General features: G+C 45.8%; 19 protein-coding genes and 6 tRNA genes. 12 read left to right on the top strand and 13 right to left on the bottom strand.

Features of this window, described 5'->3' with window-relative positions; translation table 11 throughout:
• Positions 1–10: 10 nt before the first annotated feature.
• The 3 genes from L1D22_RS00920 to L1D22_RS00910 all read right to left on the bottom strand — a co-directional run bounded on the left by L1D22_RS00920 (position 11) and on the right by L1D22_RS00910 (position 3398).
• Positions 11–1354, bottom strand: coding sequence for an anti-phage deoxyguanosine triphosphatase (locus L1D22_RS00920; protein WP_239828410.1), 1344 nt, complete (start codon positions 1352–1354; stop codon positions 11–13).
• Between the two features lie 55 nt (positions 1355–1409).
• Positions 1410–1994 carry a 5'-deoxynucleotidase gene (gene yfbR / locus L1D22_RS00915; RefSeq protein WP_017631686.1) on the bottom strand — a complete coding sequence of 195 codons (585 nt, stop codon included), beginning with the start codon at positions 1992–1994 and terminating at the stop codon, positions 1410–1412.
• Positions 1995–2162: 168 nt separating this feature from the next.
• Positions 2163–3398, bottom strand: coding sequence for a pyridoxal phosphate-dependent aminotransferase (locus tag L1D22_RS00910; protein WP_107899290.1), 1236 nt, complete (start codon positions 3396–3398; stop codon positions 2163–2165).
• A 296-nt stretch (positions 3399–3694) separates the two neighbouring features.
• Between L1D22_RS00910 and L1D22_RS00905 the strand changes: the two genes are divergently transcribed.
• The 6 genes from L1D22_RS00905 to menE all read left to right on the top strand — a co-directional run bounded on the left by L1D22_RS00905 (position 3695) and on the right by menE (position 11066).
• Positions 3695–5002: an isochorismate synthase MenF gene (locus L1D22_RS00905; protein ID WP_132762544.1), complete on the top strand. Its 1308-nt coding sequence runs from the start codon at positions 3695–3697 to the stop codon at positions 5000–5002.
• Positions 4999–6723, top strand: coding sequence for a 2-succinyl-5-enolpyruvyl-6-hydroxy-3-cyclohexene-1-carboxylic-acid synthase (gene menD / locus L1D22_RS00900; protein WP_239828409.1), 1725 nt, complete (start codon positions 4999–5001; stop codon positions 6721–6723). Before L1D22_RS00905 ends, menD begins: the two co-directional genes overlap by 4 nt.
• A 9-nt stretch (positions 6724–6732) precedes the next feature.
• On the top strand, positions 6733–7533 hold the full coding sequence (gene menH, locus L1D22_RS00895) for a 2-succinyl-6-hydroxy-2,4-cyclohexadiene-1-carboxylate synthase (protein ID WP_239828408.1): 801 nt from the start codon (positions 6733–6735) through the stop codon (positions 7531–7533).
• A gap of 102 nt (positions 7534–7635) precedes the next feature.
• Positions 7636–8502, top strand: coding sequence for a 1,4-dihydroxy-2-naphthoyl-CoA synthase (gene menB, locus L1D22_RS00890; protein ID WP_010439547.1), 867 nt, complete (start codon positions 7636–7638; stop codon positions 8500–8502).
• A 73-nt stretch (positions 8503–8575) separates the two neighbouring features.
• Positions 8576–9583 (top strand): o-succinylbenzoate synthase, encoded by a 1008-nt coding sequence (menC, locus tag L1D22_RS00885; protein WP_239828407.1) that lies wholly within the window; start codon positions 8576–8578, stop codon positions 9581–9583.
• A gap of 52 nt (positions 9584–9635) precedes the next feature.
• Positions 9636–11066: an o-succinylbenzoate--CoA ligase gene (gene menE / locus L1D22_RS00880; RefSeq protein WP_239828406.1), complete on the top strand. Its 1431-nt coding sequence runs from the start codon at positions 9636–9638 to the stop codon at positions 11064–11066.
• Positions 11067–11176: 110 nt separating this feature from the next.
• Here menE and nagE read toward each other — a convergent pair whose 3' ends face one another.
• On the bottom strand, positions 11177–12622 hold the full coding sequence (nagE, locus tag L1D22_RS00875; protein ID WP_239828606.1) for an N-acetylglucosamine-specific PTS transporter subunit IIBC: 1446 nt from the start codon (positions 12620–12622) through the stop codon (positions 11177–11179).
• Between the two features lie 194 nt (positions 12623–12816).
• Between nagE and L1D22_RS00870 the strand changes: the two genes are divergently transcribed.
• Positions 12817–13695, top strand: a complete 879-nt coding sequence (locus L1D22_RS00870; protein WP_239828405.1) for a LysR substrate-binding domain-containing protein — start codon at positions 12817–12819, stop codon at positions 13693–13695.
• A gap of 106 nt (positions 13696–13801) precedes the next feature.
• Complete coding sequence (locus L1D22_RS00865) at positions 13802–13966, top strand: hypothetical protein (protein ID WP_008220662.1); 165 nt, start codon at positions 13802–13804, stop codon at positions 13964–13966.
• Positions 13967–14072: 106 nt separating this feature from the next.
• On the opposite strand, the gene L1D22_RS00860 is transcribed toward L1D22_RS00865, so the two are convergent.
• The 3 genes from L1D22_RS00860 to L1D22_RS00850 form a co-directional block, all read right to left on the bottom strand.
• On the bottom strand, positions 14073–14993 hold the full coding sequence (locus tag L1D22_RS00860) for a putative sulfate exporter family transporter (RefSeq protein ID WP_239828404.1): 921 nt from the start codon (positions 14991–14993) through the stop codon (positions 14073–14075).
• 157 nt (positions 14994–15150) lie between these two features.
• Complete coding sequence (locus tag L1D22_RS00855) at positions 15151–17025, bottom strand: MFS transporter (RefSeq protein WP_239828403.1); 1875 nt, start codon at positions 17023–17025, stop codon at positions 15151–15153.
• 17 nt (positions 17026–17042) lie between these two features.
• Entirely contained in the window at positions 17043–17633 is a 591-nt protein-coding gene (locus L1D22_RS00850; protein WP_239828402.1) for a TetR-like C-terminal domain-containing protein, read from the bottom strand.
• Positions 17634–17830: 197 nt separating this feature from the next.
• Here L1D22_RS00850 and L1D22_RS00845 point away from each other — a divergent pair, with 197 nt between their 5' ends.
• Complete coding sequence (locus L1D22_RS00845) at positions 17831–18742, top strand: TIM44-like domain-containing protein (RefSeq protein WP_239828401.1); 912 nt, start codon at positions 17831–17833, stop codon at positions 18740–18742.
• A 211-nt stretch (positions 18743–18953) separates the two neighbouring features.
• A complete protein-coding gene (locus L1D22_RS00840; RefSeq protein ID WP_239828400.1) occupies positions 18954–19112 on the top strand; it encodes a hypothetical protein in 159 nt (52 codons plus the stop codon).
• 188 nt (positions 19113–19300) lie between these two features.
• On the opposite strand, the gene L1D22_RS00835 is transcribed toward L1D22_RS00840, so the two are convergent.
• From L1D22_RS00835 to L1D22_RS00810, 6 genes are all read right to left on the bottom strand, one after another.
• Positions 19301–19385: transfer RNA gene (locus L1D22_RS00835), tRNA-Tyr, on the bottom strand.
• 103 nt (positions 19386–19488) lie between these two features.
• A tRNA-Tyr gene (locus tag L1D22_RS00830) sits at positions 19489–19573 on the bottom strand.
• A 102-nt stretch (positions 19574–19675) separates the two neighbouring features.
• A tRNA-Tyr gene (locus L1D22_RS00825) sits at positions 19676–19760 on the bottom strand.
• A 102-nt stretch (positions 19761–19862) separates the two neighbouring features.
• Positions 19863–19947 (bottom strand) — tRNA-Tyr (locus tag L1D22_RS00820).
• Between the two features lie 103 nt (positions 19948–20050).
• Positions 20051–20135, bottom strand: a tRNA-Tyr gene (locus L1D22_RS00815).
• A gap of 102 nt (positions 20136–20237) precedes the next feature.
• A tRNA-Tyr gene (locus tag L1D22_RS00810) sits at positions 20238–20322 on the bottom strand.
• A gap of 389 nt (positions 20323–20711) precedes the next feature.
• Here L1D22_RS00810 and L1D22_RS00805 point away from each other — a divergent pair.
• Together L1D22_RS00805 and vexH are read left to right on the top strand one after the other, a co-directional pair.
• On the top strand, positions 20712–21809 hold the full coding sequence (locus tag L1D22_RS00805; protein ID WP_239828399.1) for an efflux RND transporter periplasmic adaptor subunit: 1098 nt from the start codon (positions 20712–20714) through the stop codon (positions 21807–21809).
• Positions 21809–24922 carry a vibriobactin export RND transporter permease subunit VexH gene (gene vexH / locus L1D22_RS00800; protein WP_239828398.1) on the top strand — a complete coding sequence of 1038 codons (3114 nt, stop codon included), beginning with the start codon at positions 21809–21811 and terminating at the stop codon, positions 24920–24922. Before L1D22_RS00805 ends, vexH begins: the two co-directional genes overlap by 1 nt.
• The last annotated feature ends 168 nt before the right edge of the window (positions 24923–25090 follow it).

The raw sequence follows: 25090 nt of genomic DNA, 5'->3' as shown, positions 1-25090 counted from the left end.
GAATCAGCAGCTAAAACTCGGTATGTGCTGAGAACAGCTGTTGATGCATTTTCTGCGCAAGATCATCGGTCATCGATGAGATGTAATCGGCGATCACCCGCATCTTTCTCGATTCATCGTCATGCAGTAGCCACTGCTTCTTGATTGGTAGTGGCAACAAACGTTCAGGATCGGCGCTGAATGCCTCAAACATATCCATAATGATCTGCTGACCTTTGTATTCGATCACCTGAACCTGTGGCACTTGAATCACGAACTCGCTGACAAAGTGTTTCAGCTTATCAAGCGTGGCATCCATGCTTGGTTCAAGTACTGCATTGTAGGCAAGAAGTACATTCTCAAAATCTTCATCAACTCGCTTAATCGAGATACTGGTCAGCAGCGCATTAACTATTCCGCCAATGGCGTCTTTACGGCGGTATTGCTCTCCCGAAAACAGCATTTCAGTAATTGAATCTAGGTGCTCGCAAATCCAAGGGTCAGCCATCTCTTTCAATTGAGGATAAGCAGATTCAACCCACTGTGGTTTGGTTACTGAACCAAGCACAATCGCATCTTCTAAGTCATGTACGCCATAGGCGATGTCATCAGCCAACTCCATGATGGAGCAGTCGAGTGACTTGTACTTGGTTTTATTGTGCTCAAGAGGCTCGGTGTGTGCTTTTCTTTTCTGTTTGAGAAGCTTCTGGTCGTTAGCTGAGAGCGGCTCAAGTACCCAATTGAACAGCTCTTCATCATGATCGTAGATACCTTTTGCTGGCATCCAGTCTTTTGCTCTTAACTGACGTTGATGTTTTACAGGTTCAGACTGTAATCTCGCTTGGACTTGGCTGAGTAGTGAAGGGTACTTAATTAATCCCAGTAGCGTGCGTCGAGACAGGTTCATCCCATGATGTTCAGTGTAAGGCTCTAGCTGAGTGACAATACGAAATGTTTGTGCATTGCCCTCAAAGCCGCCGTGGTCGCGCATCATGTAGTTCAGCGCCACTTCGCCACCATGCCCATAGGGCGGGTGACCAATATCGTGCGCCAAACACAAAGAATCAATCAAACTGTCTGAGGGTAACAGGTCTCGAAACTCGGGCTGCTTTTTCTTAAGCTGAGCGACAATACCGGTGCCAAGCTGTGCGGCCTCTAGCGAGTGGGTGAGGCGTGTACGGTGAAAGTCGTTCACCGTAGTGCCATGAATTTGGGTTTTAGCTTGTAGGCGACGAAAAGCAGCAGAGTGAAGCACGCGCGCGCGGTCACGTTGGTACGGGCTGCGGTGATCGTCACGTCTTATTTTATGTTCATCGTCATTTCGATGTTGCCATTCTTGTTCGAGTACAAAGGGTGGATCGAGTTGAGAATTCAAAATAGCACCTATCAAATTGATTTTATTTGGCTAATTAAAAACAACTTATACCCAGCTAGCTTATCTCGTCTAGTGATAATTCAAAGCTTGGCGCAAATGTGGTGAGAAAGTAGTCCATTTCTGGGCTTTTACGCTGTTCGAGTGTCTCTTCCAGTCGGCGCTTGGCTTGCTCATACTCATGGTTACCCGCACTGAGTTCCTCCAAACATTTGAGATAAGCACAGATGGTGTCGGCCTGTTTTACGATGCTTTGTTCTTCTTTACTGGCTGTTCCTGAAATTAAGAAGGGCGCGAAGTCGTCTTGAAACTCTTCTGGCAGCATCGAAAGCAGTCTTTGCTCTGCTGCGGCCTCTATCTTTTTATACTCTTGGGCGATGTCTGGGTTGTAGTATTTGACGGGGGTTGGCAAGTCCCCAGTCAGTACCTCACTGGTGTCATGGTACATACCGAGCAGGGCAATGTGTTCTGGGTTGAGTTTACCATCAAATTTCTTGTTTTTGATAAGTGCCAAGGCGTGCGCGACGAAAGCGACCTGTAGGCTGTGTTCTGAAATGTTTTCGCTTGAGACTGAGCGCATCAAAGGCCAGCGCTGGATAAGCTTCATGCGTGCGAGATGGGCGAAGAAATGGCTCTGTTTCATAAATGTCCTACCTAGAGAGTGCTCCACTCGTACCTTGTGTTTACCACAAACTGCACGAGACAGCGGATACAAAAAAGGCTCCTAAACAGGAGCCTTTTAAGCATAGAAGTGAATGAATACAAGTTAAAGTCTTTTAAAACAGCAAATTGTAGCCACCTTTCGTTGTGTTTATTTAGCGTCGATAAGATCGTCTTGGCTGTAAGTTTGCAAGAAGCGCTCTAGGCGACCAATCGCTACTTCAAGATCTTCAATATGTGGCAAAGTCACAATACGGAAGTGGTCAGGCTTAGGCCAGTTGAAGCCAGTGCCTTGAACCAATAACACTTTCTCTTGTTTCAGGAAGTCGAGTACGAACTTCTGATCGTCTTTGATGTTGTACATCTTGGTGTCGATCTTAGGGAACAGGTACATTGCGCCTTTTGGTTTCACACAAGAAACGCCAGGGATCTTGTTAATCAATTCCCATGCGCGGTCGCGTTGCTCAAGCAGTCGACCACCAGGAAGAATCAACTCATTGATACTTTGATAGCCGCCTAATGCCGTTTGGATAGCGTGCTGCATTGGTACGTTGGCACACAAACGCATCGAGGCAAGCATCTCTAGTCCTTCGACATAACCTTTTGCTAGGTGTTTAGGACCCGTTAAGAACATCCAACCACCACGGAAACCACATACACGATAAGCTTTAGACAGACCGTTGAACGTGACCATTAGTACATCTTCGGCAAGCGTTGCGACAGATGTATGTACTGCACCGTCGTAAAGTACTTTATCGTAGATTTCGTCAGCAAAGATGATTAGGCCGTGCTCACGGGCAATTTCGACAACTTGCAGTAGGAAATCACGGCTGTAAACCGCACCTGTTGGGTTGTTCGGGTTGATAAGAACGATGCCGCGCGTCTTTGGAGAGATCTTCGCGCGCATATCATCAAGGTCTGGGTACCAGTCGGCATCTTCATCACACATATAGTGAACCGGAGTACCGCCAGAAAGTGCCACTGAAGCTGTCCATAGTGGGTAGTCTGGAGCGGGAACTAAGATTTCATCACCATTATCCAGTAGCGCCTGCATAGACATAACGATAAGCTCAGACGCACCGTTACCGATGTAAACGTCTTCTACGTCAAGGTTACGTAGGCCTTTTTTCTGGTAGTGTTGAACAACCGCTTTACGGGCTGAGTAGATGCCTTTTGAGTCGCAGTAACCTTGAGATGTCGGTAGGTTACGTATTACGTCAACAAGGATTTCATCAGGGGCGTCAAAACCAAATGGGGCGGGGTTACCAATATTAAGCTTTAGTATTTTATGCCCTTCTTCTTCCATGCGCTTAGCATGTTTGAGTACAGGCCCCCTGATTTCGTAGCATACGCTGTTGAGTTTTGACGACATCCCGATATTTTGCATTGCCGATTTCCTGAAATTAATTTAAATACTTTATTAAAGTACCGCAAAATGACGTTTGATAGAATAAAAATCTGATGAATGTCGCATTTCAGTGTCACGTTTGGTCGTTTTGTTGTCACTGTTTTCTAAATTTTAATTAATCGCTTTCTTGGTTATTGGCTAAGATGAATAAAGGGGGAGGATCGCTTAAAATCACAGGAATGTTGAAAAGATACAGTACATTCTTGATCTAAGTGGGTGCTCTCCTTAAAGTATCAAACTAATATAATAACAATTTAGATGTGAACGAGGTCGATTTGTCACATTTCCAGCAAACTATCTCCGCCTTGATTGAGCGAGTACAAAATGCCCAAGCAAGCGAAGTTCGTTGTGTTGAAGTTCTAACGCAAAAACCATCGTTTGCATTTATTGAATGGCTTCATGCCCAACCGCTCTTTCCTAAGTTCTACTGGCAGTCACGCGACACTCGTGAAGAGGTTGTTGCGCTCGGGCAGTTACATACATTTTCAGACCCAGCACCCGCGTATGCGATTTTAGGTGAAGACCAACGCATTTGGGGGGGGCGCTCATTTGACGGGCACACTGCAAAGAATCGCCGTTGCATGGAATCGTTTTTCTTCCTTCCTCAGGTTGAATTAATCCGCTTTGACAATACTTGGTCGTTGGCCGTTAACTTGTCTCCTGATCGCGTTGCTTCTATAAATGCCTTAAATAAGCTTTCTGTTGAAGCGGCGATATTGGCGCCGTTATCTGCTCATATCGAAGAGATTAACCACGTTCCAGAAAGAGAACAGTGGGGCGGTTTAGTTGAGAAAGTTCTGAAAGGTATTAGCGACGAAGAGTACAAGAAGGTCGTTTTAGCGCGTAAAACCACGCTTCAGCTAGATGCGCCTATTTGTGCGGCTCAACTCCTCAAGGCTAGCTATCTGCAAAACCACCACAGCTTTCACTTTATGTTGGTGTTGGATTCTAAACACAGCTTTATTGGTTCAACGCCAGAGCGCTTATATAGCCGTCATGGCACTGAGCTCGACACCGAAGCACTTGCTGGAACCATCGGTCGCGGAGAAAACGCTACCGAAGACATGGAGCTAGCGAACTGGCTTTCACAAGACACTAAAAACCTCAATGAGAATCAATATGTGGTTGATGACATCATTGAGCGTCTGACTCCTCATTCCCAATCGGTACACGTAGAGAAAGAAGCGCGTCTAGTGCGTCTGCGTAAGGTGCAGCATCTCAAGCGTAATATTCACGCACAGCTTAATAACGGTGTTAACGGTGTCCAGTTGCTAGCTGCTTTGCAGCCAACCGCAGCTGTTGCTGGGTTACCGCGTAAAGAGGCGATGGACTTCATTCTGGAACACGAACCGTTTGCGAGAGGATGGTATGCAGGTTCAGTAGGCTATATTAGCCATCAACGTGCGGAGTTCTGTGTGGCAATTCGAAGTGCATTAGTTGTAAACGATCAAGTACAACTGTTTGCGGGCGCGGGGATCGTGCCTGGATCGGTAGCTGAACATGAGTGGCAAGAACTGAACAAGAAGATGTCGACCTTGCTTAGCCTGATTTCTGATCACCCACCATTGGGTGTGGCATCATGAATCACGACCAAGCTGTATTAAACAGAGTTTGGTGTAACACATTACTTGAAGAGCTTGCACGCGCCGGTGTTGAACATGTTTGCATCGCACCGGGCTCGCGCTCAACACCATTAACACTCGAAGCTGAAGCTAACTCTAAGCTAACTTTACACACGCACTTTGATGAGCGTGGGCTTGGCTTTCTTGCTTTAGGTTTGGCGAAGGCGAGCAACAAGCCTGTTGCGGTTATTGTGACTTCGGGGACTGCGGTGGCTAACCTTCTGCCAGCGACCGCTGAGTCTGGTTTAACACGAGAGAAGCTGATTTTACTGACCTCTGATCGACCTATCGATTTAGTCGATTGTGGCGCTAACCAAGCGATTCAGCAGCAGGGTATCTTTTCTTCCCATGTTGAAACGGCTCTAAACCTTCCAAGCCCAACAACTCAAGTTTCTTTGAATTGGCTTCTGACATCGGTTGATAACGCACTTGCGAAACAACACAGTGTTGGCGGAGCTATTCACATCAACTGCCCGTTCCCCGAGCCACTTTATTCAGCCAGCAGCGCTGATATGTATGCGGATTACACCAAGAGTGTGGCAGGGTGGAGAGCATCAACAAGCCTTTATTCCAATACATATCTAGCCAATCATTTGAATGTGCAGCCTGTTGCGCCGAGTGATTATGTCGCACGAAAAGGGGCGGTGATTATTGGCTCTATCGATAACGAAGCCGCAACCAAAGCCAAGCAGTTTGCTTCTGCTCTTGGCTGGCCTATCTTCTGTGACCCTCAATCAGGTGTTAACAGTGATTGGCAACACTATGATTTATGGATGCAAAGTGATGCAGTCAAAGCGCAGCTTCGCCAATGTGATTTTATCCTTCAGTTTGGCGAGCGTATCGTTTCTAAGCGCCTTAACCAATGGATAAAGGCGCAAGCGGCTCTGTTTAACTCATTGCAATACGTTGTGGTTTCACCAGATTCGCACCGTATTAATCAAGACCATCTGCCTCAAACTCATATCGTCGCAAACATCGAACAATGGCTATCAGAGCAGCATTTACCAAGCTTGTTGGGTGAACATACTGGTTGGGCGACGCCTTTAGTGGAAGTTGCGAATACGGTTCAGCAGTTAGCGTTAGCGCAAATCTCCAATAACGACCAACTGACAGAGTTGAGCGTTGCCGTTGACTTGTCGTCTAGACTTAAGGGCAGAGAGCTGTTTGTGGGAAATAGCTTGATGGTAAGGCTGGTGGATATGTTGTCATCAATATCTGCGACTCAAGTGTACAGCAACCGAGGTGCATCGGGCATTGATGGCTTGGTGGCAACGGCTGCGGGCGTGATAAAAGCCAACCAGAATCCTTTGATGATGCTGATTGGTGATACCTCTTTGTTGTATGACCTCAATTCACTGGCGCTGCTCACTCATAACACAACGCCAATGGTTATTGTGGTCACCAATAACGATGGCGGGGCAATCTTTGATTTGTTGCCGGTTCCTGAGCAACAAAAACAATCTCTATACCAGATGCCTCACGGTTTCAATTTTGAACATGCTGCTGCGCAATTCCAGCTTGGTTATGCGGCGCCAGAAACCTTGAATTGCTATCAAACGCTCATCGAACAACATTTCGAACAAGGTCAGGGTACCTTGCTCGTAGAAGTTAAGACGCCTCCCGAACAAGCGTCTACTTTGCTGAAGCAATTCAGCTCAATGCTCACCGAGGCATTAGCCTAAGGACTTTACATGCTTTACTCCAATTATTACCCAGCAGTACAAGAATCTTCTGACAAACCTTTGCTTGTTTTTTTACATGGTTTACTCGGAAGCGGGGATGATTGGAGTGCATGTCACCCCTTCCTCGAGGACTTTCCTCGTCTTTGCATAGATCTGCCCGGACACGGACAAAGTCGCTTTATCGATCCTGTAGGTTTTGATCATTGCTGTACCAAGATAGTTCAGTGCATCACATCTCAGCTGGCTCTCAACGATCTTCCTGCCGATTATCCTATCGTGATGATTGGCTATTCGATGGGTGGAAGACTTGCCATGTATGGGGTAACAAGCCCTTGCTTTGAAACACTTAACCTAGTGAAAGTCATCATCGAAGGTGGCAACTTTGGCTTGGAGTGTGATGAAGAAAGAGCACAAAGGTTAGTCCATGATACGCAATGGGCCGTTCGCTTCGCGCAGCAGTCGATTGAAGATGTTTTAGACGATTGGTATCAACAAAGCGTCTTTTCTTCACTAAATCATGAGCAAAGACAAACTTTGGTCATAAAGCGTAGTGGTAACCTTGGAGTATCCGTAGCAAATATGTTGTTATCTACTTCGTTAGCTAAGCAACCGGATTTACGTGCCACATTGAAATCTCATGAGCATCAATTGTATTATGTGTGTGGTGAAAAAGATCGTAAATTCATGGAGCTAGCTGAGAATAGTGGCTTTGAGTATAGTCAGGTCGATTACGCTGGTCATAATGTTCATTTCGAACAACCAGAGTTGTTTTCCAACCTGATCATCCAATGTATCGCCAGTCGTCGTTAATCTGACTGAGCGGTTCTCTCGTATCAAGCACTATCAAAAGCAGAGCAACATCGTCACGACTATTCGTTAGTCGTGGTCTCTAATAGAACAATGGGAATCACCATGGCTAAAACAGTAGGCATCACAGAAGAAGAACTTTACGCAGCCGTTAACTGGCGCGATGAAAGCAGTCAATTTGAAGATATTCAGTACCACAAGTCTGACGACGGTATTGCGAAAATCACGATTGCTCGTCCTCAAGTACACAATGCGTTCCGTCCACAAACCGTAAAAGAGATGATCAATGCACTGGCTGATGCTCGTTATGACGAGAAAGTTGGCGTAATCATTTTGACGGGTCTTGGTGAGAAGGCGTTCTGTTCTGGTGGTGACCAAAGTATCCGTGGTGACTACGGCGGCTATCAAGATGATTCAGGTACACACCACTTGAACGTACTTGATTTCCAACGTCAAATTCGTACTTGTCCAAAACCAGTTATCGCAGCGGTATCTGGCTGGGCTGTGGGTGGCGGTCATGTTCTTCATATGATGGCAGACCTTACTATTGCTGCTGAAAATGCACAATTCGGCCAGACTGGTCCTAAAGTGGGTTCATTCGATGGTGGCTGGGGCGCTTCTTACATGGCTCGTATCGTTGGCCAAAAGAAAGCGCGTGAAATCTGGTTCTTATGTCGTTTCTACGATGCTCAGGAAGCATTGGACATGGGCCTAGTAAACACAGTCGTACCTGTTGCTGATCTAGAAAAAGAAACGGTTCGTTGGTGTCGTGAAGTGCTTCAACACAGCCCAATGGCGCTGCGTTGCTTGAAAGCGGCACTCAATGCTGACTGTGATGGCCAAGCCGGTCTTCAAGAGTTGGCGGGTAACGCCACCATGATGTTCTACATGACAGAGGAAGGCCAAGAAGGCCGCAATGCGTTTAACGAGAAACGTCGACCTGATTTCGACAAATTCCCGCGTAACCCATAGCTTTATCCTCTTCAAAATGAGTCGCTAAATAGCGGCTCGTTTTTTTTGATGTTCCCGTTTTTTAGGAAATCTTATGAATTCAATGAATTCCCAGCGTCACGCTAAACTCTACCGTTATCAATTACCTATGGATAGCGGTGTGGTGCTGCGCGATAATAAGCTGAACGAGCGTGTTGGCTACATAATCCAACTTGAGTGTGATGGAAAAACTGGTTTTGGTGAAGTTGCACCTCTACCGGGATTTAGCCAAGAAGATGCTGAGCAAGCCGGTATTCAGTTGCAAAACGAGCTAGAGCTTTGGAGTCACAACAAACCTCACACCTCATTCGATGAGTTATATCCCTCAGTGGCGTTTGGCTTTTCAATGGCATTGATGGAGCTGCGAGGCGGACTCAACGCGGAAGGTAACTACCGAGCTGCACCTTTGTGTACCGGTGACCCTGATGAACTTATTCCTGTGCTTAATGAGATGGAAGGTGAGAAAGTCGCTAAAGTAAAAGTTGGCCTTTATGAAGCGATTCGTGATGGCATATTGGTGAGCTTATTCCTTGAATCGATTCCTGATTTAACGCTAAGACTTGATGCTAACCGCGCGTGGAAACCAGAAAAAGCGAAGCAATTCATCAAGTACATCTCGCCGTCACTTCGTCAGCGTATTAGTTTTATTGAAGAGCCTTGCCAAAAACCAGAAGACAGTTTGGCATTTGCCATCGATCACGGCGTTGCGATTGCGTGGGATGAAACCTTGCAAGAAGCAGTAAGAAGCCCTGAGTTTGATCTCAGCGATCTGACTGGTGTTAAAGCGGTTGTGATTAAACCAACCTTGATTGGCTCGGTAGAGCGTTGTGTGGCAATCATTGAACGCGCACAACAACTTGGTATTAAGCCCGTTTTAAGTTCAAGCATCGAGTCGAGCTTTGGTTTAACTCAGATTGCGCGATTTGCACAGCAATACTTACCTAATGAAGTTCCGGGGCTTGATACAATTGGCTTGTATCAACAACAGCTAGAAGTGTCATGGCCAGGCTGCCAACTTCCTGTTGCGACTCTTGAGCAGCAACAACTGATTTGGTCTTCTTAAGCTGACTGTTCGGTTGGCTTAGTCAGTTTTCAATCTATAACTTGGTTATCTTATGATGCGCCCACAATCTAATCATCACCCGCTCTGGGTACAGTGGGCGCAGCAGAACCCACATCAAACAGCGTTAGTCACTCATAATTGCATTTATACTTGGATGCAAGTTTCAGCGTTAGTGAGTGAGTACCAACAACGGCTATCTGCTCAGGGCCTTTCAGAAGGCGATGTGCTGACCATTGTTGGTAAGAACCAAGCTGAAGTTATTCCCGTTTATCTTGCGGCGCTTAATTTGGGTGTGGTTTGTGCGTTTACTATGCCTCAGCCTGCCGCTCGTTTAATGCAAAAGCTTGAATCGCTGTATAGCCCATCAGATAGACGTTATCTATGGTTGTTAGAAAGTGGCGGATTAGATCTGTCTGACGTTGCAGACCTCAATACCCAGCTACTTTCCTTGCCTTGTTTGAATGATCTAGATGGTAATGAAAAGCCTATAGCAACTTTAGATTCTTCTAGTTTCAATCCTCAAAACCTTGCAAGCATCGTATTTACTTCGGGATCTACCGGAAACCCGAAAGCAGTGGCTCATACACTTGATCAACACCTATGTTCTGCCGTTGGATTGTTGGATGAATTTCAATTTAAAGCTACGGATACTTGGCTGCTTAGCTTGCCTATGTACCATGTGTCAGGGTTGGCAATTATTCATCGTTGGCTGGCTGCTGGTGGATGCATCAAAATAGGCTCTGGTAAGCTTGAATCAGACATCGAAGGCTGTAGCCATGCTTCGTTGGTCGCTACGCAACTGCATAGGTTATTAAAGGGTAAGCAAGCACTTACTTTAACTTATGTGCTGTTAGGTGGAAGTCATATTCCAGAAGCGCTTGGTCTTGAAGCTCAGCAAATGGGGATCGAGACTTGGCTTGGCTACGGCATGACAGAAGCGGCCTCAACGGTGACTGCAAAACCGGTTGATGCAAGCAGCACTGCTGGTTTCGTGCTTAATCATCGTCAATTGAAAATTGAAAACCAACGCATCTACATTGGAGGAGATACCCTCGCTTCCGGTTATTACTATCAAGGTCAATTAACGCCATTGGTGGACGAGCACGGTTGGTTTGACAGTAAAGATCTTGGTTTGTGGGATGGCGAGCAAGTGTCGATTATTGGCAGAGCCGACAATCAATTTATTTCTGGCGGTGAGAACATTCACTGTGAAGAAATTGAGCGTGCACTCAATCAGCTGCCCGAGGTTAAGCAAGCCTTTATCGTACCCGTTGAAGACAGCGAATTTGGTTTTAGGCCAGTTGCTATTGTGGACTGTGATGAAGTGCCAACCAGCGAGTGGTTTGCAGAGCTGCTACAAGGAAGCCTAGAGCGATTTAAGTTTCCTATTGAGTACTACCGCATGCCAGAGCAAGACCAACAGGGTATTAAGGTATCTAGAGCGGGATTAGCGCAGTGGTTACAAGAGGTTCGTTCTAAATAAAACGAAGCGCAATACACGGTGACTAGTCGTAATTGCGCTTCAGGGGGTTGTGATGGTGGTGAAGCCATCACAAATTCTTAGTACTTTATCTTGTCATTAAAGGTGTCGTTTTAAGCGAGTGCCTTTTTCATTTGTTCTGCGACCTTATCAACTTTTCCTAAACCGATGATAACCTGTAGCCCACCTTTACCCACCGGAACCACACCTGCTGCCCCTAGTTTCTTCAGTTTGTCACTGTCGGCGATTGATGAGTCTTTTACTGTCAGGCGTAGGCGAGTGATGCAGTTATCAACTTCAAGGATATTGTCCGCACCGCCAATCGCTTCGATGTAGTTGTTAGTTAGGTTAACTAACGCTTCAGGAGATGCAGTCTCGCTTTCTGTTTCCATCTCTTCACCACGACCTGGAGTACGTAGGTTGAACTTGATGATAGCGAAGCGGAAAATACCGTAGTAAAGCGCGAAGAACACCACACCTTGAACCAGTAGCATGTACCAGTTAACCGCTAGTGGGTTTTGGCTAGACAGCATCAGGTCAACAAACCCTGCTGAGAATCCGAAGCCTGCCATCCATTCCATGCTTGCTGCAATGTACAGCGATAGACCTGTTAATACTGCGTGCAGTAGGAACAACACGGGTGCTAGGAACATGAAGCTGAATTCTAGTGGCTCTGTGATACCAGTGAAGAATGAAGCCATAGCTGCCGCAAGCATGATTGCGAATACTTGGTTTTTGTTTTTCGCATCAGAACAGTGATACATCGCCAATGCTGCTGCTGGTAGGCCAAACATCATGATAGGGAAGAAGCCCGCTTGGTACATGCCTGTTTTACCCGGAATGCCCGTACCGTTAGCGATAGATTGCGCGCCGCCTAGGAAATTTGGAATGTCGTTAATACCGACAACGTCGAACCAGAACACAGGGTAAAGAGCGTGGTGCATACCAACTGATAGGAACAAACGGTTGAAGAAACCAAACAGACCGGCACCCACTGCGCCCATGCTCTCTAGCTTGATACCAAGGACGATAAGTGCGTCGTAAACCGCTGGCCAGATATAAAGCAGAGCAAATGAAAGCGCCATACCCGCAACCGAAGTCAGGATAGGAACTAAGCGTTTACCGCTGAAGAATGCGAGAGCTTGAGGCAGCTCAACGGTCGAGAAGCGATTGTAGATTTCAGCCGAAATGATACCAACGATGATACCCACAAACTGGTTACTGATTTTGTCAAAAGCGGCGGGTACTTCACTTAACTCGACACCGATTAGCTGAGCCACAGAGCCCGGTGCAAGTAGTGTGGTAACGACAAGGAACATCACAAAACCAGATAGCGCAGCAGAACCGTTCTTGTCTCGGCTTAAACCAAATGCGACCCCGACTGCAAAGAGAACGGCCATGTTATCGATGATCGCACCGCCAGATTTGATCAAGAATGCGGCCAAAATACTTTCCGAACCCCATCCAACAGGATCCAACCAGTAGCCAATACCCATAAGGATTGCGGCAGCTGGCAGTGTGGCTACGGGAACCATCAATGCCTTACCTACTTTTTGCATATACCCAAGTATATTCATACGTGCCCCTAAATTTTAAAATTAATTTTTTTAATGTTTCTGCTCACCAGTATTTGCAACCAAATATTGATCAATGCAGTATTTTAAGTAACTGCAGCTATTAGAAACTTATTTCTTGATGCAAACAAACGAAACGGGTAGTACTATGAATTAAAATTTTTAATGCATGAGTGCTTATGGCAAACCATCAGTCTTTACTTAGAAATCTTCATACCTTTAATGTCGCAGCAGAGAAAATGAGCTTTACGCTGGCTGCTAAAAAGCTTCATTTAACACAAGGAGCGGTGAGTCATCGCATTAAGGTACTAGAAGGTGAGCTTGGCTTTAACTTGTTTGTACGAGGCACACGCAAGCTTGAGTTGACCGAAGAAGGTCAGCGCTTTCAACGAACTTTGTCTAAGTCGTTAAGCTCGATTTTTGGTGAGATTGAAGATATTACCAACACCGACCTCTACGGGCAGATCAACATTGGTACTAGCCCAGCGTTTGCTAATAGCTGGCTGTTACCTAGGCTTGCTGACTTTAAGAAAAGATACCCTAAATTTAATCTCAATATCTTCTCGCAAGAGGAACAAGACTTTCACCAAAACCACCTTGATATAGCGATCTATTACGGTGCGGAAGATCTTAAAGACATGCACCGACAACGCCTGTTTGGTGAAAAGTACATTCCGGTTTGTACGCCGAGTTATGCCGCAGAACACAAAATCTTTGATGATGGTTTGGATTCGCTTCATAGGATTAACTTTATTCATGCGTTAGGCTCCGACGTGTGGCAGCGCTGGATTAAGCACAATAATTTGGATGTGAACCTGTTCGAGCAGTTTTATTGTGTAAGCCACCGAGATATGGGCGTTAAAAGTGCTCTGTGCAATATCGGTGTTGCGATGGGGCGCTATCACTTTGTTAAGCAATACATAGAAACAGGCGAGCTGATCACGCCTTATCCGAGCATGGAGACTGACAAAGGGTATGACCTTATTTGTCCATTAGGCACTGAAAAGCGACCTAAAGTCAGAACCTTTATTAAGTGGTTAGAAGGGCAGTTGAACTAGGTTAGTTAATTTAGCAATTAGATAGTTCAAAACAGAATTTATTATCTTTATAACCATCCATCATAATAAGCCATATAAGTAACGGATTATAGAATAAGGTCTTATTATGAAAATTGCGCTCATCATTGCGGTATTACTGCAGATAGGCCAAGCGATAACATCGTCAGGGCTGACACGCTCGTTAGCTGAGCTCACCGCGTTTGTGTTAGTTGTGGTATTGGTTTTGATGAAAAGAGAGAGCAAGAAGAGTGATAAGCCCCTGTTTGAATAGTAGTTTGGTCAATATAGATGACAAACGATAAAGGCAAAGCCCATACGAGCTTTGCCTTTTTGTTTTGTTGTTCGCTATTTTTACGAGCGGCTAAGTTTTAGGTAGATTAAGTGAGGGTTAACCAAGCTAACGAACCTGTAGAAATCATCACCCACATCGAGATACCAAACATCAATGGCTTTGGTCCGGCCGCTTTCAGTTTCTCTACAGAGATGCCGCAACCAATCAAGAACAGACACACAACCAACGCACGCTTAGACACATCAAAGATCCCCTGATACACCATCTCAAACTGTGGTAATAAGTCACTCACCGCGATAGCCGCACAGTAGAAGAAAATGAAGTAGGGAACGGTAATCTTCTTTTGATCGCTCTTGAAGATCATTGCGCTAACTAAAGCAATTGGGATGATCCAAAGTGCACGCGCTAGCTTAAGTGTTGTCGCTGTAGTCAGTGCTTCCTCACCATAAGCTGATGCTGCACCCACAACCGAAGAGGTATCGTGAATCGCGATTGCCGCCCAAGTACCGAACGTCTGTTGGCTTAATTCAAGCGCATGGCCAATCATCGGGAATAAGAACAGCGCCACTGAGTTCAATACGAAGACGGTAGCCAACGCCAAACCAATCTGTTCATCTTCTGCTTTGATGGCTGGAGCTACAGCTGCGATGGCGCTACCACCACAAATAGCGGTGCCAGAAGAGATAAGATAACCCGTGGTGCGGTCTAGCCCCATGCGTTTTGCTAAGAACCAGCCAATAACCAGCGTGCCGATGATAGTGGTGATGATCAAACCAATACCGTCACCAGTCACCGCTAGCGCTTTCTCAAACTGAATGCCAAAGCCCAAGCCGACAATTGAGTAGGCCAGAAGCTTTTTAGTCAATTTGCCAACCTCTACGTTCTCAGGCACCAAGCCTAAGCTCGCAAGCAGAAAGCCGATAACCAGTGCAGTAGGGGAGCTTACCCATGGGGTTAAGCAAAATAGAGCAGCAAGATAAAATGGAATGGACTTATTCATTTTCATTATATTGTTTTTGTCATTTCTGGTTATGGCAGCATAGCGAAGACTATACGCTTAACTTAATGATAAGTAAGTCTAAATGAATTGAACAAACGTTAAGAAAAACTGAACGTTTGTTCATGGCTATGAATTTGGCGTAATAAAGCGTGAGTTCATCGAGTTATCGTAGCGATCCACGGAGCTCAGCAACCGATTGACGAAGTGTCTCGCACGTCGCTTCCTTCGGCGGAATGGGCTCACCAGCTTCAATCTCTAGCTTAGTCCAGAAACGGCTCGGCAAACCTTTGCATGCTCGCCCTTTGAAGCGGCTAAAGTAACTGCCCCATAGGCCTTTGAGTGCCATTGGAATCACTGGGACAGGAGAGCGTCTAATAATCAGCTCCATGCCACGCATGAACTCTGCTACTTCACCATCAGAGGTGAGCTTACCTTCAGGGAAGATACACACGATGTGACCTTCATGAAGCGCTTGTTCCACTTCTTTGAAAGCGTTGCGAATAGAACCACGATTGGTCGCGGAGATTGGAATAACCCCAGCTCGTTTCAAGAAGCGTCGAATCGGCGGTAACTTAGCGTAATCCTCTTCCATAACAAAGCGAATCAAACGTGGGCAAACCGCACTCAGCAGCAGTGCATCCATATAACTCACATGATTGCAGACGATTAGTGCGCCGCCTTTCTCAGGCAAGTGATGCAGGTTCTTATGTTTCACGCGATACATGGTGTGAGTCACCACCCAAGTGAAAAAGCGGAACGCATAGATAGGCACCTGATAAAACAGATAGAACATCACCAAAGTGTTACCCGCCGCCAGCAACACAAACAATTGTGGAATGGAAAGCTCAAGCACACTCAGGCAAACGATGCCCAGTACAGCACTTCCCACCATGAACAGTGAGTTGTAGATGTTGAGTCCGGCAATGACTTGCGCTCGCTCATCTGGCTTTGCTCGTAACTGCATCAAGGAGTACAGAGGAACAATAAAGATACCGCCAGACATCCCAAGCAGTAACAAGTAAGCAAACAGTGGCCAAAGTTCTGAGTGGGTGACGAATTGGTGGAATGAGCCGAAATCAGGCAGCGATTCAGGAATTGATATCGCCATTAATAGGCCAAATACTGAAATCCCCAAGCTGCCCATTGGCACGATGCCGATTTCAATTCGGTGATTGGATAACTTGTCACACGCTAAAGAACCGATGGCAATGCCTACCGAGAACAGTGCCAATAAAAAAGCGACCGAACTTTCAGTGCCATTTAAGTGCAGCTTAGTGAAGTTTGGGAATTGAGTGAGGTAAGCTGCGCCAAGGAACCAGAACCAGCTGATAGACATCAGCGCTTGGAAAGTTGGGCGGTCTTTTTTGGCAATCGCAAGTGTTGCTTGGGTCAGCTTTACTGGCTGCCACTTCACTTTCAAATCAGGTGCGTTACTGGGCGCTTCAGGAATAAAGCAGCTGGATACATAACCAAGAACCGCGAATGACACGATGCACACCGCAGCAATAAGCTTAGCGCCTTCTTCTGAAGCAATAATGCCAGCACCAAGAGTACCAATCAGAATCGCTAGGAATGTACCAGTCTCAACCAGAGCATTGCCAGAAACGAGTTCTTTTGTCTCTAGTTGCTGTGGAAGTAGGGCGTACTTCACTGGGCCAAAGAAGGCACTTTGTGTCCCCATCAGAAACAGCAGTAGTAGCAATATTCCGTAGCTTTCATAGATAAACCCGATCGCACCCAGTGACATGATCACCACTTCAAGGAGCTTAACTTTTCGGATAAACCAAGATTTTTCGTATTTATCAGCCAGCACACCGGCCAAAGCTGAAAACAGGAAGAAGGGCAGAATAAACAGGCCAGCGGCGAAGTTTATGAATAAATTACTGGAGATAGGCAGCGTGTCTACGCTTGCGAAAGCAACAAACAGTAACAGAACATTTTTGAATATGTTGTCATTAAAGGCTCCCAGAAATTGGGTAATAAAGTAGGGTAGAAACCTTTTTTGCGTTAACAGCGAAGATTGGCTGCTGTTGTTCATTCTCTTTCCTTGGATGCTTACCAGTTGGTTAGGTAGTTTGAGACTAGGTTATTGATCAGTTCTTTACCATCGATAGGCTCAGAAGCAAAAAACTTATCATCAACGCTAAGTAGAGTAATTCCATGTACTCCAGACCATAATACACGGCTGGCTTTAACGACTTCACTTTCTGTATGTTCAGGAGCGATAGCGACTAGAAGTTGCTCAAGCATACCGGTCATTTTATCGATACGACTCGATTGCCATTCAGGAAGGTTTTCACCATTCATGTTGTGCTCAAAAATAAGCTGCCAACGGTGAGGGTGTTTTTGTGCAAAGTCGTGGTAGCAGTATGCAAGGTTGAATAGAGCTTGCTGAGGATTGCTCGATTGTTCAACTGCGGCCGCTGATTCAGACGCCAGTTCATCTAATGTTTGAGCAACAACGTGCAAAAGCAGTAGGTTGTAGTTACCGAATACATTCACCAACGTACTAGGAACGTAACCAATCATATTCGCAATTTTACGCAGGCTTAACTCGTGATAAGAGTGCTGGTCTAAAAAGTCAGTCACTGTTTTTAAAGTCAGCTGAACTAATTGTTCTCGAGTGTGATCGTTTCTGCGTGCCATGATTAGCTTCTAGTAAATGAACATTGTTCAATATTTTAATGCTGTCCCCGATGGTCGTCAATCCTTCCGCTAATTAAGTAACCAATTAATAGCCGCAATATTATGATACATGTGTAAACACCGTGAATATTTCATTGTTCTTTGTTAACGAGTATGATTAAGGTGTCGAAAGATAAAGAAACCTATAAAGGATAATAATGAAACGATTTTTCTCACTAGTCGCGATCCTGTTGGTAACAGTCGCGGTGACGCCAATCGCGGAAGCGAAAAAGTTTGGTGGTGGTAAGTCATTTGGCAAAAGCTTTAAAACGGCTCCAGCACCAAAACAACAAAATACGAATTCGATCCGACAAGATCAAACGGGCAAGAACACAGCTGCGAACTCTAGCAAGAAAGGCCTTATGGGCGGTCTGCTAGGTGGTCTACTTGCTGGTGGTCTATTAGCGGCGTTCTTTGGTGGCGCATTTGAAGGTATCCAGTTTATGGATATTCTGATTATGGGTCTGATCGCTTTCCTAGCGTTTAAATTCCTACGAGGAATGTTGGGCGCTAAGCAGGGCTCTATGAATCAGCAGAATGCACGTGGTCAACAGCCAGCATTCGGCGGCATGGGTCAGAACAAGTTTGAACAGCCAAAGCAGCAACAGCCAAATGTTCATAACTTTGAGCAAGCACAACCTCAATCACAAGGCACTGCTGGTGGTTTTGGTTTTGGTGCACAAAGCGATGTTCCACATAACTACCCACCGGGCTTTGATCAAGCGGCCTTCATCAACGGCTCTCGTGAGCACTACCGTACACTGCAAGGTGCATGGAACCACAACGAGCTAAACACGATTGAAGAGTACGTGTCTCCAAGCCTATTTGAAGACCTAAAAGCTGAGCGTAACAAGCTAGACGGTGATCAGCACACAGACGTAATGTACGTTGATGCTGAAATCGTTCGTGCTGACCACGATGGTAGCAAAGCACAACTAAGCCTACAGTTTAGTGGTCGTTACCGTGATACAGCGGATGGCATCGAAGAAGATATCACTGATATCTGGCACTTAGAACGCGATCTAACTACTAACAATGCGCCTTGGTTAATTGTTGGTATTCAAGGTTAATTTCAACAATTAACTCAACATCAATATGATGTAGTTATTCGGAATGACGCCAAATAATAGAAAGCCCCTTCTGAGAAATCAGCAGGGGCTTTTTTGTGTCTGGTTGTTTGGAACTGTAAATTTTAAGAAGGGCGGCTGCCTTCAGCTGACAGAATGTGCGGTTCTGTCGATACTCAATCGAGGCTATCTAACTAAGATAGAGGTGTTAATCATGACGAGTGAGTTTTTCGATCCGATACTAGAACCTGAAATGCCACTACAGCAGAAGCAACAAATAGCGGATGAGTGTGAGGAGTATGTATCTACAAACTGCTTAGGTTACGCTGCTTACTTGGTATGTGAACGCCATATGGAAGTCTGGAGAGACTGAGCGCTCGGTGATCTTCAAGAGACCCAATCCTGTTGTGACATCGACGGATAGAAGCTTGAAGTGTTGAACTAAGACAGAAGCGGCTTCAAGTCTAACCTTGATAAGGCAGGGCTTACCTATTAAGCGTCCAGAAACGAAAAAAGCCAACTCAATGAGTTGGCTTTTCGATTTTCCAATTAAGGAGAATATGGTGGAGGGAGACGGATTCGAACCATCGAAGGCAGTGCCGGCAGATTTACAGTCTGCTCCCTTTGGCCACTCGGGAACCCCTCCAGGGTGTGTCTTACTCTTCACAAAGTAAGCCTAAATTGATGTTTTCCCATAAGCCCATCAATCAGGTTGTTCTCTTAACTCTTAAAAGAGGTAAGAAGAAATATGGTGGAGGGAGACGGATTCGAACCATCGAAGGCAGTGCCGGCAGATTTACAGTCTGCTCCCTTTGGCCACTCGGGAACCCCTCCAGGGTGTGTCTTACTTTTCACAAAGTAAGCCTAAATTGATGTTTTCCCATAAGCCCATCAATCAGGTTGTTCTCTTAACTCTTAAAAGAGGTAAGAAGAATATGGTGGAGGGAGACGGATTCGAACCATCGAAGGCAGTGCCGGCAGATTTACAGTCTGCTCCCTTTGGCCACTCGGGAACCCCTCCAGGGTGTGTCTTACTTTTCACAAAGTAAGCCTAAATTGATGTTTTCCCATAAGCCCATCAATCAGGTTGTTCTCTTAACTCTCGAAAGAGGTAAGAAGAATATGGTGGAGGGAGACGGATTCGAACCATCGAAGGCAGTGCCGGCAGATTTACAGTCTGCTCCCTTTGGCCACTCGGGAACCCCTCCAGGGTGTGTCTTACTCTTCACAAAGTAAGCCTAAATTGATGTTTTCCCATAAGCCCATCAATCAGGTTGTTCTCTTAACTCTTAAATAGAGGTAAGAAGAATATGGTGGAGGGAGACGGATTCGAACCATCGAAGGCAGTGCCGGCAGATTTACAGTCTGCTCCCTTTGGCCACTCGGGAACCCCTCCAGGGTGTGTCTTACTTTTCACAAAGTAAGCCTAAATTGATGTTTTCCCATAAGCCCATCAACTAGGTTGTTCTCTTAACTCTTAAAAGAGGTAAGAAGAATATGGTGGAGGGAGACGGATTCGAACCATCGAAGGCAGTGCCGGCAGATTTACAGTCTGCTCCCTTTGGCCACTCGGGAACCCCTCCAGGGTGTTTTTTCCTAACTCATAATGGATAGGCTAAAGAGATGTTTTTCCCAACGCATCTCTCAAGTGCGGAGCGCATCATAGCAAACACGTTAAACCTGTAAAGAGTTTTTCTTATGGTTTTGTGTTGAATGCTGCCTTTTTGGGCAAAGATGGCGAAAAGTACGCATATTGCTCGGGAAGTGAACATTTGTACTAAGGTTTACGTATTAATAGGTAACACCTTGAGGTGATTGGCTTTCTGTATTGTGTTCTATGTGTCCAAAACGTGATGAAACGTAAATGGAATTTAATCTAGATTTACACTTCTTGACGTTACAGCATTCATCAGTTGATAGAATACGGTTAATTTCATTTATAGATAATAAATCTTACTTGCAGACCATTATTATGAAGCATAAATCTGTTTTAACCCTGCTTAGCTTGTCGATTCTTATGGCGTCTCCAGCCGCACTTGCTAAACGTATGGGCCCTAGCACTGTCACTGTTGTTACTGAGCAGGTTGATATTCACCAAGTTAGCCAATCTCTTTCTTTGGTCGGTAAGTTAGAAGCCGAACAATCTGTAATGGTCACTTCTGAAGTGGCTGGCCGAGTCGACTCTATCAACATTAAAGCGAACCAAGATGTCACTAAAGGACAAATGTTGGTTCAGTTAGACGACGATAAAGCGAAAGCTGCCGTTGCAGAAGCTCAAGCGTACTTAAAAGATGAGAAACGTAAGCTAGCGGAATTTCAACGCCTAGTGAAACGTAACGCGATCACTCAAACGGAAATCGATGCACAGAAAACCAATGTTGAGATTGCGAATGCTCGTTTAGCTGCGGCAAATGCCAACTTGAAAGATCTTCACATCAGCGCGCCATTCTCGGGCACTGTTGGTTTTATCGACTTTAGCCGAGGTAAAATGGTGACAGCCGGTACTGAACTCGTGACCTTAGATGACCTATCGGTAATGCAATTAGACCTGCAGATCCCGGAGCGCTACCTTTCTAAACTGTCTAAAGGTATGAAAGTAACCGCTCGCACCAGTGCATGGGGCGACACTCAGTTTACTGGCACAGTGGTAGGTATTGATTCTCGTATTAACGCTGAAACCTTGAACCTTCGAGTTCGAATCCACTTCGACAACAACAATGATTATCTAAAGCCAGGCATGCTAGTGGCAGCGGATATGGACTTCCCACCAGTGGAAGCGCCAATCATCCCTGTACAAGCGTTGGAATACTCAGGCACTAAACGTTTTGTTTACGTGATTGGTGAAGATAATAAAGCAACTCGTACTGAAGTTTTTCTTGGCGCTCGTATCGATAACGAAGTCGTGATCGAAAAGGGCATCGAGATTGGCCAGAAAATCGTTGTGCAAGGCATTGTGAATATGCGTGACGGTGTTTTGGTTCAAGAGCTTGCTGTTAATCGCCCTGCTAAACTTGACGGCGATACAGCTAATCTTGTTGAAAATACAGCAGCACAAGAAGGTGCTAAATAATGTTGTTATCTGATGTTTCTGTAAAGAGACCAGTAGCGGCTGTTGTATTGAGCCTGCTATTGGTTGTGTTTGGTATTGTCTCTTTCAATAAGCTCGCCGTGCGTGAGATGCCAGATATTGAAAGCCCTGTGGTTTCGATCAGTACTCGTTACGAGGGTGCGTCGGCCACCATCATTGAAAGCCAAATAACCTCCAATCTTGAAGACCAGTTATCCGGTATCAGTGGCATCGATGAGATCGAGTCCACGACGCGTAACAGTATGTCGCGTATCACCATTACTTTCGAACTGGGTTACGACCTGAATACGGGTGTCAGTGATGTTCGTGATGCGGTAGCTCGTGCTCAACGTTCTCTGCCAGATGAAGCCGACGACCCGATCGTTTATAAGAACAATGGTAGTGGCGAAGCATCGGTTTATATCAACCTAAGTTCAACCGAGATGGACCGAACGCAGTTAACCGATTACACCGAGCGTGTGTTGATTGACCGCTTTAGTTTGATCTCCGGTGTGAGTTCAGTGGACATCTCGGGTGGCTTGTACAAAGTAATGTACGTGAAGCTGAAACCTGCTCAGATGGCCGGACGTGGTGTAACTGCTTCTGATATTACTCAGGCGCTGAACAACGAAAATATTGAAAGCCCGGGTGGTGAAGTTCGTAACGATGCGATCGTGATGTCGGTTCGTACTGCGCGTTCTTACACTGAAGCTAAAGACTTCGAATACCTCGTTGTAAAACGTGCTTCTGATAACACGCCTATTTACTTAAAAGACGTAGCGGATGTTTACATCGGTGCAGAGAACGAAAACTCGACCTTTAAGAGTGACGGCGTTGTTAACGTTAGTATGGGCATTGTGCCTCAGTCAGACGCGAACCCACTTGAGGTTGCTGACCTAGTCCATAAAGAAGTCGAAGCGATTCAAAAATTCTTGCCTGACGGTACGCGTCTGGCTGTCGATTATGACTCAACAGTCTTTATCGATCGTTCTATCTCAGAGGTATACAGCACACTCTTTATCACGGGTGGCTTGGTTATCCTTGTGCTTTACATCTTTATTGGTCAAGCACGTGCAACGCTGATCCCAGCGGTAACGGTTCCTGTATCTCTGATCTCTTCGTTTATTGCTGCGTATTACTTCGGTTTCTCTATTAACTTGATTACCCTGATGGCACTTATCTTGTCGATTGGTTTGGTGGTAGATGACGCGATTGTGGTAGTAGAGAACATTTTCCACCACATTGAGCGCGGCGAATCACCATTGCTTGCGGCTTATAAAGGTACTCGTGAAGTAGGTTTTGCGGTAATCGCAACGACGCTTGTATTGGTGATGGTATTCCTGCCAATCTCGTTCATGGACGGCATGGTAGGCCTGCTATTTACTGAGTTCTCTGTATTGCTCGCTATGTCGGTGATCTTCTCATCGCTAGTCGCATTGACGCTAACGCCAGTGCTAGGCAGTAAGATCCTTAAAGCGAACGTGAAACCAAATCGCTTTAACCTGTTTGTCGAGCGCGTATTTGGCAAACTTGAATCTGGATACCGCTCGGTATTGCGTCGTGCTCTAAACTGGCGTTGGGCAGCTCCAATCATCATTATTGCGTGTATGGGCGGTAGTTATGGTTTGATGCAACAAGTGCCTTCGCAACTGACTCCGCAAGAAGACCGTGGTGTTATCTTCGCGTTCGTGCGTGGTGCAGATGCAACCAGTTATAACCGTATGTCTGCCAACATGGACATTGTTGAAGAGCGCCTAATGCCGTTGCTTGGTCAAGGTTTCTTGAAATCATTCAGCATTCAATCACCAGCGTTTGGTGGTAATGCGGGTGACCAAACGGGCTTCGTTATCATGATCCTAGAAGATTGGGACGAGCGTGATGTGACGGCACAAGAAGCCTTGAACGAAGTTCGTAAATCGTTGAATGGTATTCCAGATGTACGTGTATTCCCGTTCATGCCAGGCTTCAAAGGTGGTTCAAGTGAGCCCGTTCAATTCGTACTGGGCGGTTCTGATTACACTGAACTTCAGAAGTGGGGCGAACTATTAAAGCAAGCGGCTGAAGACTCGCCAATGATGGAAGGTGCGGACATCGATTACTCTGAGAAAACACCAGAGCTATTGGTTACCGTAGACAAGCAGCGTGCTGCAGAGTTGGGTGTGAGTGTTTCTGATATTTCAGACACGTTAGAGATCATGCTTGGCGGCCGTAGTGAAACGACCTTCGTTGACCGTGGTGAAGAGTACGACGTTTACCTGCGTGGTGATGAAAACAGCTTTAACAATGCTAATGACTTAAGCCAAATCTACATGCGAACTCAGTCTGGTGAGCTAGTCACGCTTGATACACTGACGCACATTGAAGAAGTGGCATCATCGATTCGTTTGTCGCACTATAATAAGCAGAAGTCGGTCACCATCAAAGCTAACCTAATGGAAGGTTACACGCTGGGCGATGCTCTCGACTTCCTTGATGAACAAGCGATTGAGCAGCTACCGGGTGATATCTCAGTGAGCTACTCTGGCGAGTCTAAAGACTTCAAAGAGAACCAATCGAGCATCTTAGTAGTGTTTGCGTTAGCGATGTTGGTGGCGTACTTGGTATTGGCTGCGCAGTTTGAGAGCTTTATTAACCCGCTGGTGGTGATGTTCACCGTACCTATGGGTATCTTTGGTGGCTTCTTAGGCTTGGTGCTGATGAGTCAAGGGCTCAACGTATACAGTCAGATCGGTATGATCATGTTGATCGGTATGGTAACCAAAAATGGTATCTTGATCGTAGAGTTTGCGAACCAACTTCGTGACCGTGGTATCGAGTTTGAAAAGGCGATCATTGATGCTTCGGCTCGACGTTTACGTCCAATCATGATGACGGCATTTACTACGCTAGCAGGTGCAATTCCATTGATTACCTCAACAGGTGCGGGCTATGAAAGCCGAGTGGCCGTAGGTACGGTTATCTTCTTCGGTATGGGCTTTGCGACTTTGGTTACTCTGTTCGTAATCCCTGCGATGTATCGACTGATTTCTGGTACAACACGTTCTCCGGGTCACGTAGAAGCGCTCCTTAACAAAGAGCTGAGCCATGACAACGTGGGCAGAAGCAGTCACGGTTAATGAACATGCACGGCTAATGAGCATAGAATAGTGTAACAATATTGAAAAGCCTGCGTTTGCTCCTAGCGAATTGCAGGCTTTTTTACAGCCAACATATCTAACAAGTTGTTGTGAGGGAGTAATAGTCACTCCCTTTTTAATTGAATTTATTAGATTGTTAGTCTAATT

Source organism: Vibrio sp. Isolate34 (assembly GCF_022397915.1).
In the GTDB taxonomy this organism is placed as follows: domain Bacteria; phylum Pseudomonadota; class Gammaproteobacteria; order Enterobacterales; family Vibrionaceae; genus Vibrio.
This window is presented reverse-complemented; position numbering and strand designations above follow the sequence as displayed.

Coding starts and splice junctions, on each gene's coding strand:
- yfbR (WP_017631686.1), bottom strand. CDS start 1,994: ATGAAACAGAGCCATTTCTTCGCCCATCTCGCACGCATGAAGCTTATC.
- L1D22_RS00910 (WP_107899290.1), bottom strand. CDS start 3,398: ATGCAAAATATCGGGATGTCGTCAAAACTCAACAGCGTATGCTACGAA.
- menD (WP_239828409.1), top strand. CDS start 4,999: ATGAATCACGACCAAGCTGTATTAAACAGAGTTTGGTGTAACACATTA.
- menH (WP_239828408.1), top strand. CDS start 6,733: ATGCTTTACTCCAATTATTACCCAGCAGTACAAGAATCTTCTGACAAA.
- menB (WP_010439547.1), top strand. CDS start 7,636: ATGGCTAAAACAGTAGGCATCACAGAAGAAGAACTTTACGCAGCCGTT.
- menC (WP_239828407.1), top strand. CDS start 8,576: ATGAATTCAATGAATTCCCAGCGTCACGCTAAACTCTACCGTTATCAA.
- menE (WP_239828406.1), top strand. CDS start 9,636: ATGATGCGCCCACAATCTAATCATCACCCGCTCTGGGTACAGTGGGCG.
- nagE (WP_239828606.1), bottom strand. CDS start 12,622: ATGCAAAAAGTAGGTAAGGCATTGATGGTTCCCGTAGCCACACTGCCA.
- L1D22_RS00870 (WP_239828405.1), top strand. CDS start 12,817: ATGGCAAACCATCAGTCTTTACTTAGAAATCTTCATACCTTTAATGTC.
- L1D22_RS00865 (WP_008220662.1), top strand. CDS start 13,802: ATGAAAATTGCGCTCATCATTGCGGTATTACTGCAGATAGGCCAAGCG.
- L1D22_RS00860 (WP_239828404.1), bottom strand. CDS start 14,993: ATGAAAATGAATAAGTCCATTCCATTTTATCTTGCTGCTCTATTTTGC.
- L1D22_RS00855 (WP_239828403.1), bottom strand. CDS start 17,025: ATGAACAACAGCAGCCAATCTTCGCTGTTAACGCAAAAAAGGTTTCTA.
- L1D22_RS00850 (WP_239828402.1), bottom strand. CDS start 17,633: ATGGCACGCAGAAACGATCACACTCGAGAACAATTAGTTCAGCTGACT.
- L1D22_RS00845 (WP_239828401.1), top strand. CDS start 17,831: ATGAAACGATTTTTCTCACTAGTCGCGATCCTGTTGGTAACAGTCGCG.
- L1D22_RS00840 (WP_239828400.1), top strand. CDS start 18,954: ATGACGAGTGAGTTTTTCGATCCGATACTAGAACCTGAAATGCCACTA.
- L1D22_RS00805 (WP_239828399.1), top strand. CDS start 20,712: ATGAAGCATAAATCTGTTTTAACCCTGCTTAGCTTGTCGATTCTTATG.
- vexH (WP_239828398.1), top strand. CDS start 21,809: ATGTTGTTATCTGATGTTTCTGTAAAGAGACCAGTAGCGGCTGTTGTA.